At 41.8% G+C, this 14,086-nt stretch carries 11 protein-coding genes; 1 reads left to right on the top strand and 10 read right to left on the bottom strand.

Translation table 11 applies throughout. The annotated features are described in order from the left end of the window. Window positions 1-30 precede the first annotated feature (30 nt). From G628_RS0100750 to G628_RS0100720, 6 genes are all read right to left on the bottom strand, one after another. Window positions 31-831 (bottom strand): hypothetical protein, encoded by an 801-nt coding sequence (locus G628_RS0100750; protein WP_027208232.1) that lies wholly within the window; start codon window positions 829-831, stop codon window positions 31-33. After that, complete coding sequence (locus G628_RS0100745; RefSeq protein WP_027208231.1) at window positions 821-4,750, bottom strand: S8 family serine peptidase; 3,930 nt, start codon at window positions 4,748-4,750, stop codon at window positions 821-823. The genes G628_RS0100750 and G628_RS0100745 overlap by 11 nt, the downstream gene beginning before the upstream one ends. A 197-nt stretch (window positions 4,751-4,947) precedes the next feature. Further along, window positions 4,948-5,394 (bottom strand): helix-turn-helix domain-containing protein, encoded by a 447-nt coding sequence (locus G628_RS0100735; RefSeq protein WP_026666583.1) that lies wholly within the window; start codon window positions 5,392-5,394, stop codon window positions 4,948-4,950. 102 nt (window positions 5,395-5,496) lie between these two features. After that, window positions 5,497-5,652 carry a hypothetical protein gene (locus G628_RS0100730; protein WP_155833744.1) on the bottom strand — a complete coding sequence of 52 codons (156 nt, stop codon included), beginning with the start codon at window positions 5,650-5,652 and terminating at the stop codon, window positions 5,497-5,499. A gap of 16 nt (window positions 5,653-5,668) precedes the next feature. Then, window positions 5,669-6,085, bottom strand: coding sequence for a DUF523 domain-containing protein (locus G628_RS0100725; RefSeq protein WP_027208229.1), 417 nt, complete (start codon window positions 6,083-6,085; stop codon window positions 5,669-5,671). A gap of 34 nt (window positions 6,086-6,119) precedes the next feature. Next, the gene (locus G628_RS0100720) at window positions 6,120-7,346 is read right to left on the bottom strand and encodes a hypothetical protein (protein WP_207637982.1); all 1,227 of its coding nucleotides are present in this window, start codon (window positions 7,344-7,346) and stop codon (window positions 6,120-6,122) included. Between the two features lie 122 nt (window positions 7,347-7,468). Here G628_RS0100720 and G628_RS18615 point away from each other — a divergent pair, with 122 nt between their 5' ends. After that, window positions 7,469-7,645 (top strand): hypothetical protein, encoded by a 177-nt coding sequence (locus tag G628_RS18615; protein WP_155833743.1) that lies wholly within the window; start codon window positions 7,469-7,471, stop codon window positions 7,643-7,645. Between the two features lie 191 nt (window positions 7,646-7,836). Here G628_RS18615 and G628_RS0100705 read toward each other — a convergent pair whose 3' ends face one another. From G628_RS0100705 to G628_RS15985, 4 genes are all read right to left on the bottom strand, one after another. Continuing rightward, window positions 7,837-8,979, bottom strand: a complete 1,143-nt coding sequence (locus tag G628_RS0100705) for a pectin acetylesterase-family hydrolase (RefSeq protein WP_242827145.1) — start codon at window positions 8,977-8,979, stop codon at window positions 7,837-7,839. Window positions 8,980-9,402: 423 nt separating this feature from the next. Then, window positions 9,403-10,074, bottom strand: coding sequence for a DUF6320 domain-containing protein (locus tag G628_RS0100700; protein ID WP_026655223.1), 672 nt, complete (start codon window positions 10,072-10,074; stop codon window positions 9,403-9,405). 5 nt (window positions 10,075-10,079) lie between these two features. Next, the gene (locus tag G628_RS0100695; RefSeq protein WP_026655225.1) at window positions 10,080-11,348 is read right to left on the bottom strand and encodes a hypothetical protein; all 1,269 of its coding nucleotides are present in this window, start codon (window positions 11,346-11,348) and stop codon (window positions 10,080-10,082) included. A 27-nt stretch (window positions 11,349-11,375) separates the two neighbouring features. After that, entirely contained in the window at window positions 11,376-13,985 is a 2,610-nt protein-coding gene (locus G628_RS15985; RefSeq protein WP_081670504.1) for a right-handed parallel beta-helix repeat-containing protein, read from the bottom strand. Between the last annotated feature and the right edge of the window lie 101 nt (window positions 13,986-14,086).

Raw genomic sequence — 14,086 nt, 5'->3', positions numbered from 1 at the left:
CCCGTGGGGACGAGGTTTGCTCCCCATCTATCAGTCAAACAAACCCCAGAACTTTTTGACAGTCACAGACTTAGGCGCTGACTCATCGGAAAGGTCTTGTTTATCGCCGCTTCCTCTGTATGCAACCAGCTTATAGTAGTAGGTCTGCCTGTTCTCAACCGAAAGATCCAAATATGTTGTAAGAAGGCTTAGTTTCGCAACCTGTACGTACTCTCCCTTCTCTGATGTACTGCGGTACAGATAATATCCGTCAGCATCACCGTCTTTTTTCCATGATACATAAACGCCAAGTATAGACTGCGTAATATCTGAGATCTCAGGCTTTTTTAGCTTTGATTTTCCTGCAGAAAAAGTATCTGACAGTGAAGTATTTCCAAGAACTTCCTCATCTTCATTGTTGATGCTTATAATCTGCGTATCAATAGCTGTATCTTGCCTAAACACTTCATCCTTAACCTTGAATTTAAGTGTAATAAGCGTGCCGCCCGCAGACTTCTTTTCATCATTGACAAAAGCATATGAGAACAGCTCTTTTCCGTTTTCTTTTTTCGTATTTATATCTTCCTCGCTAAAGCCTATTCCCTGTGAATCATTCTCAAGCTCCAGGATATCTCCGTTATATCCTATAACCACTCGTCCATCCGTTACTTCAGTCTTATCAAGAGTAAGCTTATAGGTTATATACTGGTTTCCGCCCTTTTTGGAAGTATCAATGTTTGTATGAACAGGTGCCGCATCAGCTGCTTTAACGCTAATTGCCGGAGCGAATATAAACGCAAGAACCGTCATTATGCTTATTATAAAAAAGTGCCTTGAAATTTTAATCGTCATACTTTCCTCCTGCCTCAACTTCTTTGGAAGTTTCTTTTGATGCCACATCATCCGCTATGCCCGCCGTTGCTTCATCGCTCGATGAATCTGATGTTTTTTTGGTATCTGATGTCTTTGCCACTTCCAGATCACCTGAATCATCCTCAGATGATTCATCACTTGAAGAATCCGATGCCGCATCATCCGACTTATCAGCCGTCGCATCATCCGATACTTCTGTAGAAGCACTGTCAGACATATCTGAAGAAGCTACAGAAGCCGCATCGCTCGACATATCTGCCGCGCTCTCTTCACCTATAGACTTGGCCGTTCTGTCATATTCATAGACTCTGTTGTTGTCTGCATAATCCACAAGCGCAACATAAGAGAATTCTTTATCAATGTCCACTTCCATTTCGACGTCTTCTCCGGCCTTGGTCTGATTTACCGCATATAAACCTACAACATCAGCATCTTCGTTTAAAAGAATCACTGCTGCCGTATATCTGTTGTCATGCATCTTGATCTTTAATTTATTGTCTTTCGTCTCACTGCTTACGATAGAAGGCTTCTCATTATCGATCACAAAAGGTGTTCTTATAAACATTCCGTCAGCATTAAGCTCAGACACATCTTCAACATTGTTGTAGTAGCTCGGAATAGCCTGAAGAACGACTTCCACTTTGGTTCCGGTAGGCAAAGGATTGCCGTCTGCATCGGTTCCTGCCCAGTTAAGCTCAATTTCTCCTTTTGTATTCATCCATTCGCCGACTTTAACATGGTAATATTCCGCCAAGGCATCCTTATCAATTTTTTCAAAATATTTCTCGCCGGTATCAACATCTCTTATGGTTAGGATCAGCCTTCCGGCGTTTCTTATAAGGCTGTAATACTGTTTTGCAATAAATGTCCCGTTTTCAGAACTAAGTGCATTTCTGTCCGCAATGTACTCATCCTCTTTTACATATTTGTTCGGAACATACATTTTTTCCTCATTGGTTCCAAAAAGACTTGTAGACAGCCAGTTGGTCTTTTCAACACCTGAGTATGTAATTACATTATCTGCATAGTCACTGTCATATACAGCTTTCATATAGTCATAATCTTCAAACATCGGAGAATCCATCCAGTTTCCGTAGAAAGCAAGGAAAGGAACCGACATTGGTACAGGTCCGTTTACGTAGATATATCCGTCGACATACATCCCGTTCTCGTAGCCCTCAAGATATTTCCTGTCGCTGTCTGAAAGAGTGATCTTTACATTTACCTTCGTGCTGTCTTTTACTTCAACCACGCTCAGCGCAAGATCTGCAACTTCCGCTTTGCCTTTTAGTTGTCTTGAAAGAAGATACACATCTTTTGTACTTATTACTCCGTCTTTATTAAAGTCGTAGTATTCATAATTTCTTTCAATCAAAGGAACCGATCTTGAACCGTTCACATACTGCAATAATATTTTTCTGTCCTTACCGTTTACTTTTCCGTCATCATTAAGGTCATAAACAAGTTTGGTATCATCTGCCGTAAACTCTACCGAAGGACTGAGCCTGTATGATTTACCCATAAAATAATTAAGCCCGCCCGCACTCATCAGTTCTTCCGTAAGGACTGATGAATCAAGCACATAATACTGAGGATCCACATCCATGTTATATATATCAAACGAAAATTCATAGCAGCCTGACTTTTCGGGATCGTCTCCGATAACAGCTTTGACCATACCGTCGTTATTTTCTTTATTGCCCAAAAGAATGTATGCAGGCGACGATATTGCATTTTGAACATTGGAAAGTCCTGCTCCCTGAACACGAGGAGTATACTCCGGATTTTCCGGATTGTTGTTTCCCTTAAGCGGCATAGCTGTACTCATCATAAGTGACTGAGAAAGCGTCCTTACCGAAATGTCATTTTTGTCCGCAAGATTATTCTCTTTTATATACTGCTGAACAAGTGCACTCTGACCGGCAATTGACGGTGCCGCCATTGACGTTCCGCTTGAAAGACCGTATTTACCGTCATTAAGCGTCGAATACACATTGCTTCCTGGTGATGTGATCTCAGGTTTTAAGTCAAGACTGTCCGGAACTCCGAATGAAGAGAAGCTGCTTATTGTGTATCCATCATCAGTATTTTTATGCACTTCGGGAATTGAATGCACAGTTATCTTTCCCTCATATAACCCATCGCTTCTTTGAGTGCTCTTTTCCTTGATTGCCTCTGCTTCTGCCAACGTTATCGCACATGCCGGAATCTTGGCGTCATTTCCGCCCATTGACATGATGATTGTTCCCAATGTGTTATTGTAGACTACAATCGCTATTGCCCCTGCTTCCTGTGCATTTAACTGTTTCTCAGAAAAAGACAACACTCCTCTTGATACGAATACGACCTTGCCCTTAACATCAATATTCTCATAATCCCCGGCTGCACCGAGCGAATCCAGAAATACATAGTCATATTCTGTTCCGTCGCCCCCGTTTGTTTTATCAAACGTTTCAAACTTCGGTGCCTCTGTTCCTGTTGGATCCGTATAGAACACCTTTTTATCGTTGTCAAATGTGAAAAAACATGAGACAATGCCGCTGTTTACAACGCTTGCTACCGTAAATGCTTTTTCATAAGAGCCCGGAGTCCCTATCGTATCCATATTCACATTTCCGCTTAAATTTGCGCCAATCAGGCTGCTTTCACTCCAGCGACCTGAATTGCCGGCAGCCACAGATACAACTGTACTTGTTCCCTGAAGCTTGTCAAAAATCTCATTTACATACTCTTCGGAATCATATGTATTTCCTGCCTCCGGAGAACCCAGGCTCATATTTATGGTATCGACCTTAAGAAGAATCGCATCTTCTATTGCAGCCATATAATCATCGGTAAATGGCGAACCGTTTTTACCAAATACTTTCATTGTAAGAAGCTGCGCATCCGGCGCTATTCCTACAACTCCCTGAGCCTGAGTTGCATAGCCTTCCTCCGCATTTGAATTCGGCACATAATAATTTGCCGTTGCTATACCCGACACATGAGTTCCGTGATCCCCCTCCTCATCATTGTCATGCGTAATATCCATATCTTTGTCTATATAATTAAATGCATATGGGATTTTTTCACTCTGATAAAGGTCATCTGCGCTTACGTTTTCATCATCTTTAAAGGCATTCAGATGCGGAAGGACGTTCTGAATCTCAGCTTCATCCAATAAGCCGTATTCTGAAATCTCCTTACTCGAATCTTCCGCAGTCTCCTTTAAATGAGCCATAAACGCGCCCGCATCAAAAGAAGGATGATCAACATCTATACCGGTATCAATTACAGCAATACGCTGTCCCGCACCCGTATATCCAGTTGCCCATGTCTGATAGCTTCCAACCATCTCGCCTGAAGATATTGTTGCAGGATCGGCCATTTCAACAGGTTCGTGTCGCCTTGCCGTGTAAACAGCCTCAACTCCGTCCACCTTCTCTATGGCTTCTATATCCTTAAATGTAACATCTGCAGATATGGCATTTGCAATAATGGAAAAAGAATAATTGACCTTAAGCTCATTTCCTTCAAGAGCTTCCTCTGAGATCTTTTCAACAGTCGTTTCCTGCTTGGATTCGATTTTGTCCACCTCGCGTATCGCAGACGAACTGTCGGCAATTTCTACGGTGTCATATCCTTTATCAAGGACACTGTCACCCTCCATTACAATGATTACCCTGACTTCTTCGTCAGGATCCTTTTCTTCTTCAAGCTTTTCGCTCTCATTATCGATTTCAACGCCAAGATCATTTAGATCCTCATCGATAAGCTTAACTTCGCCCGAAGAAGCCGGCATAGAGCCATCAGTTTGTATCTCAACCGGTGTGGCTGATATTGTAATAATCTGAAAAAAAACAATAGCTAAAGAAAGAATTACAGAAAGAACATGTTTGTACCGCAAGATTTTTTTCATTGAGTTATACCTGTTCAGAAGTGATCTTCATAAGAAAATCACAACCCCTTTTCTTTTGTTTTTTTGATGAAAATAATTTTGAAAATAAGAACTTTAAAAGACTTTAAAAGAAATAAAAGATGAGCAGACTTTGCACATTTCGCTAATGTCTGCCTGTAAATAGCAATATCTAATTGCACCTCCTCCCCTGATTTGACTTAATTCATACCTTCCTCTCCGTCTGCGGGCTCATCGAGCTCTATACTCTCAATGCGCTCCGTAGTGGTATGCCAAACAGTAGTAAATGCAAAAAAGCTTACTACCATCAGCACAATATATAGAGCCACAATAACAAGTATTGTGATTCCAATCGTTTTCCAGAGCTTCTTACTGCGCCTGTTCTTTATGGCCAGCTGCTCGCTTATCTTGGCAAGTTGCTCCGCAATCTCGTTTTTATCAGCCGCTTCGTTTATTTTTTCTCCAAGGAGCCTGCTTACAGGTGTTTCCAACACATCCGATATCATAGCCAAAAGATCTGCATCAGGAACCGACAATCCCTTTTCCCACTTGCTGACTGTCTGCCTTACCACATTTAACTTTATCGCAAGCTCCTCCTGAGTATAACCTTTTTCTTTTCGCATTGCTCTTAAATTTTCGCTGAACATAGTTGTGTCCTCCTCGTGTGTTATAGTATCAGCCTAGTAAAATGTATTCATTGCATCAAGCAACGCAGATTAACATTGTGATTATTCCTACAATTCTAAGTTTTATAGATTACTTTCGCGTAAAAGCATCTTCGCAAACTGCTTATGCCCTTCAATAGTAAAATGAACACCATCATATCCCATCTCTATGTTCCATTTAGACGCATCAATAGCTTTAATGCCAAACTCTTTTGCAAGCTCCATAAAGCATTTAATCATTTCAATGCTTGCATCATTATAAATTGGCAACATCCATCACTTCTATATTGTTATCTTTTAGTAATTCCGCAAATACGCCCTGCCCTGGAATAATCTTTCCGGTAAAAGAGCCGTCATAAATTGTATTCACTCCGCATGATGGGCTTCTTGACTGCAATATCACAAGTTCAGCACAGTTCTTTATTATCATGTCCAAAGCCAATTCAGCTCCTCTGCGAAATTGCTTATCAACTGATGTACCGTCTTTATTCTTTACATCACCATCAACAATCTCTGCCGGTTCTCTTGGTGTAGACAATCCGCCCAAAACTTCAGGGCATATCGGTATAACCTCATGTCCCTCGACAAACTTCATAACCTTCTCGCTATAATTATTGCCTCCGTTATATTTGCAGTTTTCTCCCAGCAAGCACGCGCTCACAGCTATTTTCATTATATCATTCCCTCCGGTGCTACTTATTCCTTCTCTATTCTTTACCATCGACAGCTTCATAAGCTGTGTAATATGTCTCAATCCTATCAAACTTATAGTAAGCGTCGCCGGTTACGGTTCCGACGCTCGCAGGCTCTACATATACGTTGCTGTTGCTTCCCGGTATAAGCCATATACAGTCTACAAGTTCGTTCCCGTCAAAAAATAAAACGAATGCGTCAACTTTAACCTTTTTATCGCAGGTATTCTCCGCAGCAAGAAATACCGAATTTCCTTCCGTCTTGGAATATACGGCAACATCGTCGAGTCTGTCAGTCTCATAGGGATCACGCTTTGTAACGGAAAACTCGTACATTGACGGGAGTTTTCCTTTTAAGTCCTTCTTGTCAAACCGTCCCTCAAAGACAAACTTTGCGTCATTTTGAACCACTTCAACAGTCTTCTCGGAAACCGCTAGCTCGTTGCCGTCATCGTCCCTTGCGATAAACTTGCACTCATATCTGCACAATTTTCCTGACTTGTTCTGAAGAACAAGTACCGGATTACAGTTATGGTCATCTTCCCTGAAGTACCTGGCTATTAGTAGCGTCCCCACAGGAAGCCCTCCGTAGCAGGACATATTGTCATCCGATGCTCCAACCTCAGTACTGGTCGGTTTATGCTTATGTGTATGCATCTCATGATCGATTACATCTATAATATCAAGCTCATACTCATCATCAAGACTTTTCTGCTCTTTGGTATTCTTCGAAGATTCCAACTTTCCCTTACTATCGCTATCACCTTGTTTTTCATCATCACTTGCAATCACATCTTTTCTATCAATATCACCGAATGTTGCCTCTTTGCCAACGCTTTCCGCCAAATCTTCATGGCTCTCTACCTGCTCTGCATCCTCAAAAACATCAAAATCAAGTTCTTCCGCCTTGTCCTTGACCATCCACTCCATATTAAGGCCGAGATTCGTATAGTTATCGTAAATAATCTGTGATAAAAAAGAAAGCCCCGCGCTCTTTTTGTATGGTAAAGAAAACCCGAAACTGTTAAAGTACATGATAAAAGGCAATAGAACTCCTACAACAGAAATAGCAAGCGCTCTTGCCCCGTTTATGGATTTCTTTTCCAAAAACCATTTCAAACTGAGCACAAATCCAGCAATTGACGGTATTATTCCCACTGCCGCAAAAGAACTGATAAGTCCCAGCAACGATAAAACAATAGCTGCAATCTTCATCTGAGCCAAGCTCCTATAAATCTCCATTTTTTTACAAATGTCAATACTTGTATCTGAATTTTTTTGAGCTACAATATGTTGTAGGATATAATATATTATATCAAAAATATGTGATTATATGTTATATTCTATTGTCAATGGAGGAGGGTATGATTATGAATAACGCCGCAACTATTGAGGCTTCTGATTCTCGTGTCATTCGCAGCATTCTTCGCTCGATGGTAAACGAACATTGGTCTGTTGCCGAGGCTTTGGATGAGTATGACATTCCGGGAGATCTTCGCGACTCCTATGAGGCACAGATTGCGGAATATTTTGTAGACTGATTTATTGACCCAAATTATAAGGCTTTAAAAGAGTTTGAAACAACTCTAAAATCAATATCCAACCAACATTAAAGGTCTCTATGATAAAACACATCATAGAGACCTTTTTAACAGCTACAAAACGCATCATACTTCCCCGCTATAATGGTAGCGTAATTTAACGGCATTATATTCTCTATATGAATCATTGACTACGATTCCAGCAGTTCCATTCCCACATCATAAACTTTACCGTCAACTGCATCTTTAAGCCACTGAGCCATAGTCACTCCATCCTGCGTAAAACTTGCAAACTGCATATCTCTTACGCTCGTATGGACTGTTCCGCCCTGCGTGATAAGTGGAAGTTTCCAGTTGTTTATAAAGATTCCGAACGACGGATTCAACTCTTTTAACTCATGAACCATCTCAATAAGCTGTCTTTTGTACTCTTCCTGCACCTGCTGATCTGTCTTGTACTGCTTGTTTATTATGTCATTATAATAAGCGCTCAACAGGAAATCCCTGTCAGAACTTGAATACAGATACCTGAATCTGTTGCCGTACTTCGAATATAACGCTCTGTACCAGTCGAGCGTAATATTCTCGGTATTGATGCTCTGCCAGATTTCTTCCTTGGTCTTCCAGATATTCTTCGCGGTTTTTCTCCACTTGTTGTAAAGAAGCTGTCCGCTGTCGGAAAAAAGAGTTATATCTTTTGCATCCGGATAATAATCATCCACAATCTCTCCCGAAAGAGCCGGAATCGCAAAAGCACCGGCTGAATTTCCCGCTATAAGGATATCTTCAGGTGACGGAAAAAGTCTTTTTGCAACTTTCATGCTCTCAAGGAAATTGATGTATCCGTGAAAATGAAGAATTTCGTCCTTTCCGTCTTCTGAAACATAAGGATATTCGTTGTTTCCCACATGGAAATCTCCCGTCGCGTAGGTCACAACAACAAAGCTCCAGTCTCTGAAAGGATTCTTTTCAAGCGATACATCTGTTATACCGATATTTATATTTTTTAGCTGGGTAACAGGTCTTAGATTATTCCAATAATAGTTTGGCAGACCGGCGGCAAGCTTGCCCATCGATGAAGGTCTTGCAGCCGTATATTCGTTCCAGGCTACTCCTCCGCCGGAAAAGAAAATGCAAAGTTTCTCGGGATCGCCTATTTTCACATAAATGTAGTATTCAGAGCCGTCTCCGGAGAGCCCGTTCTCCAAAGAGACTCTGTACCACTTAAGTTTCTCGGGATTTTCAGGGAGTTCTTCCGCCAGGTGATTTCGCTGGATAATTGCCTGTTCAAGCTTATTCTCAACAAAATCTCCGAATTTTGTGGCAAAAACCACGCCGTGCCTTATGTTCTTTTTAGTGTTTTTGCCTCGCACTCCCATACACTCCCTGATTCTACGTACTAATACGTGATATACGAATTGCTCCGTTGCTAAAGCAACTCTCGCAATTCCATCACAATACCAAGATACGTGATATACGAATTGCTCCGTTGCTAAAGCAACTCTCGCAATTCTATCACAATACCAAGATACGTGATATACGAATTGCTCCGTTGCTAAAGCAACTCTCGCAATTCCATCACAATACCAAGATACGTGATATACGAATTGCTCCGTTGCTAAAGCAACTCTCGCAATTCTACAGACATTCGGAATCCGCACTATCGTGCTACTTCCTCATGTCTGTTCGCTTTCTAAGGTCTCAAGCCGCTTTACATGCAAGCATGTACGCGGCTTGGACTTTAGAAAGCTATATCACTACATGTTAAACATCTTCTCCGAAGCCTTCTTCAGATCGCGGAATCTGAATATCAAGACACCTGCCAGGAGGATCATGTAAAGCATGATGCTGATGCCTGTAGGCCAGAAATTCTTTGTGATTCCCTTTGTGACGCATATTATCTGTAATACAGTCATAATAAGGTCAAATAAAAGGTAAAAAATGTATTCGTCAAATCTAAGCTTTATGCAAATAGCAATAACAAATGTCAAAACGCCGAGTGCCATAAGTGTGATCGGCACAACCCAGTCTATGCTCCAGCCGTAAAAGCCTGTGTTGTAATCGATATAAATATCTGCGATTATCGCAACTATAGCTTCCCACGTTATCAGTTTAAGGATATTGTTTCTAAAATAAACCGTCGCAAGAACCGCTATCCATGCGCCCAGAATTCCAAGGAATAACGGTCCCAAAAATTGAAGCGCATCTCCCATCATAATATTCAACGTTATCAAAATTATCTCAAGCACAGCACAAACGAAAGTTGTCATCTTCATTATTGTGATGTGACTCATCTTTTTCTTTTTAAGAGTGGGAAAAGAAGCCGTTACGTTCTCCCCGCCTTCAACTTCCTTTAAAGTTCCCTGGCACATGGGACAACACGTCTTTTTTCCTCTTATCTTTATCTTACATTTCTGACAATACTGCATATAAATCACTGCTCCTCATCGTAGTCGTTGGTTCCAAGTTCTACTTCCATTCCCATTTCCGTAAGTAACCTGAAGAAATTAAGCATTACCTTGTGTGTCTTGAAAGGTGAAACCTCTCCGAATACCATTTTATCCATATATGAGCAGACCGTGATCTGTTGTGACTGTGCAGTCATAAATGCGCTGAATCTGTCTATATAATCCGCAACAGCATCAGGCATCTTAATCTGACCGAGGTTCGACATTGAGCTGGTGATACCTCGCTTCGCATTTTTGTCAAAAAATCCTATTCCTATATTCTTGATTGGAAGCGGAATAACCTTTATTCCTATGTTGTGCTCCAATGCAGAGTAGGAATTCATGGTTTTTTCAATGCTTTCCGGCGAGAGCTTTTCTTTGAAATTCTTATCAACGAAATTGATGATTGTTTCAAGCTCACCGTCATATTCAACAGGATTGTAATCGATGCTTATAACACCGAAAAAGTTTCTTGCCGTTCCGCTCTTAAAAAAGTTTCTTAAGTTAACCGGGACACTGACTACTATGTGCTTTCTCTTCTGGCTTCTGTTCATTCCCATAAGAACAGCCTTTATATAAACCGCAACGCACATAACTCCCACAGTTGTATTGTGGCTCTTTGCCGCCTCGTAAAATTTCGATGAGGAAACAGTGCCCTCCACAAGGTGCGGAAGAAGATCGTCGTCAATCTCTCCGCTAAGCTGATATGCCTTTACCGAAGACATCTCTTTTAACTGCTTAAGACCTTTTTGCTTGCTGTAAAAATCTCCGAAAGCGTCCACATTCTTTTCTTCAAGAGAAAACTCATCTACAGGCTTAATATCGGCATCAATTCCGTGCTTTTCCTGAATATATCTTATGATGAGATTTCTAAAGAACATAAACGCCCCTGTTCCATCCGCAAGCACGTGGAACATCTCAAGGTTAATTCTCTTTTTGAAATAATTTACTCTGTATAAAAGATTTTTTCTGCCCGGATAATAAAGAGGCATACAGGCGGGAGTCTTCTCTTCCTCCACTACCGCCTTAAGATCACTGTCTTCAAGATAGTACCAAAAAAGACCTCTGTGAAGCACACAATTAAAAAATGGAAACTCTTCAATCGTCTCATCCAGCACTCTCTGAAGTATCTCTCCGTCAATATTCTCTTTTAACTCACAAGTTATTCTAAATACTCGTGTATTTGCTCCACGTGCGGTTGACGGAACAATTTTCGCCGCATTGTCGAGCTTATACCAGTTGCTGCTTTTATTCATGTAAAAATTCTATCCTCAAAATTTAAGTTAATTAAGGTGCTCGATCCGCTCAGTAACAACTTCCATGGTACCCCTGCTAATCCTGTAAAGAACATCTTCAAGAGAGATAAATTTCTTCCCCCTTATGAACTTAAGATTTTTTGGAGTAAATCTCATGCTGATGCCCTTGTCACCAAGGCCGTCATTCACCTTATTCTGAATGGTTTCGCAAGTGTCTGCCGCATCGTGCGCAAGACTCTTATTGAGTATGCATAGAAGCGTACCTGCTGTTCTTGCAAGCCCTTCGGCATTAGCATCCTCGCTCATATCAAGAGACTGCAATGCACCAATGGACCATTTCTTGATATTATGATAAATTCCGTACTCACAGTCAAGTTCTACCAGTTTGTCAGCCAAACTATCGTAGAGCCAGACCTCATTTCCCTTAACAAACATATCGCTCACTTTGAAGAGCTCTCCGTCAAACGGGAAGCTTATTACGGCATTCATTCCACCCGTGAGCACAATATTTGCATTGATCTCACTCACATCAGATTCTTCTTTGGTATTGTCAAGATCCGCTTTCCACTTATCCTCAATTCTTATCTTTTCATCATGACCGATCTTGGACGACGCATCATCGGGAGTCTGAACGGTAAATCTGTCTGTTCCGCACTCCTCAAAAGGTCCCGAAACAGGGAATCTTCCCCTCTTTCTTCCAAAATAGTCTCTGTCAAAAGAAATACTGCTGCCGTCAGGATTCTCAAAGCGCTGCTCAGGTTCAAACGCAAGCCCCAGCACCTCAGAATTAACAGGCATGGCAAGTCCCCTCGGAAGGAACTCGTAAAGATTGGTGTGTATGGTATATCTTCCGTCACCTTCATCGATATAAAGGCTGATCTTATGATCTTTGTCAACGTGAGCCGCAGGCTCGTGGTCACAGGCCCTCGCACCGTTATAATATGCATTTCCCCCGAAATATACAGGAAGATGATCGTAATAAGGATCTGTTGAACCGTATTGCCTGATGACATTCTTCCCAAAGCGCGAGAAATACTCCGGAGCCAGCGGATAATCGTTGTAAGGAATCGTACCGCAAATAAAGTTATTTTTATCCATGGTATCGGAATTCTGCGCAACGCAATAATCCACAAGATCTCTTCGCACTTCCTTCTGGATGAAAATGTTGTTAAAAAATCTCGCATCGCCGTGAAGAATCGTCATGAATCCTGCGATCTTGGTAGAATGCGGAACATGATACGGCGTAAATCTCGGCGAAGGGAATTTTTTACTCATATCACCGCAGCCCTCTCCCACATAGGTAAAAGAGCCTGCGATAAGGTTATGAACAAACGCTATTCCCTGCGTCGATATCCTTGCTGCAATATCTGACAAAAAGAGATTGTGATCAAGGAGCGTCGGTCCGTGCGAGACCTCAACAAAAATATCTTCTCCCAAAGACAATCCATTTTCTATTATAGTACCTTTCGGCGGAACATTGTCATGCAAAAAATTCTGCGACACTCTTGTTCCCTGAGCCTCCCAGTCAAGCCAGATTCCTCTTGTGCAGTGATCGATGTGATTTCTTCTGATGCAGGTATCTATCGCAGCATGAAGCTTGATTCCGGCAATCTCAGCCCCGGCAAGGTTGTGCTTTATATTGATATGATGGATGTGGTTATCCTCGATAATACTGAAAGCACCGCCCATATGACCGACGATTCCCGTCTGTCCGCAGTCATGAATATCACAGCGTCTTACAATATGCGAGCCGACCGTTTCTTTGTCCCAGCCTTCATTTACCGCCTGACACACGGTGTCTCTCTGAGTCTGCGATCCCAGCTTCAAATTATAAGTTGACCACTTGTTGTTATTGCCTCTCTGGAAATACTTACCGAGACTGATTCCGCAGCACTTTGACTCCGAGATCTCACAATCTTCGATTATCCAGCCCTTAGCCCAGTTAGGTCCCACCATTCCTTCCTGAAAAGCGGTCGGAGGCGCCCACTGAGTAGCTGCCCTTGTTATGCAAAATCCCCTTAAAGTAATATAATTTATCCCACTCTCCTCAGGGAAAAAGCATGACCTTCTCACAGAAATCTCAACATTTTCATAATTGGGATCTTTGCCCATAAAGTTCGCATAGATAACGGTAAAGTTATCCTCCTGCGCCGTATACCATACATACTCGGTGAAGTCCGGCTCCCATGACCTGTTGTCTTTTTGCGGATGCATGCAAAAAGAAAGGTCGAATACCTCAAGCATGGACCTCTTGTTTAAATATATCTCTCCTGTGTGTGATGGATTCTTGGGATCTTCGATAAACCAATCCCCGTGAACTAACGTTGTGAACGGATTATAATCTCCGAAATAGCTGTTTGGTATTCTGACACGCCAGACGTTCTCGAAAGCCTCCCAACCCTTTATTTCCTCAGAGCCCGTGATTACGGCTCCGCCATGTTCTGTACTTAAATATGTTATTCGCTTATCTTCCGTTCCTGAATAACGGGGTTTAACCCACTCTCTGTATACTCCGGGGGCAACCACAACCGTATCTCCCGGACGTGCCTTTTCGGCAGCCTCCGAAATAGTCATGAACGGATGGTCAAGCGACCCATCCCCACTTCTGGACACATTACCGGCAACGTAAATCTTCATACTCCCTCCAATCCTGAATTGATATTCAGATGTACATGTCATTTCGGTTGTATCCTCAAAAAAGATACAATATAATTATAGCATGATTAATTAAAAGGAGT

The sequence above is a fragment of the Butyrivibrio hungatei NK4A153 genome (assembly GCF_000424465.1).
GTDB lineage: Bacteria > Bacillota > Clostridia > Lachnospirales > Lachnospiraceae > Butyrivibrio > Butyrivibrio hungatei_A.
This window is presented reverse-complemented; position numbering and strand designations above follow the sequence as displayed.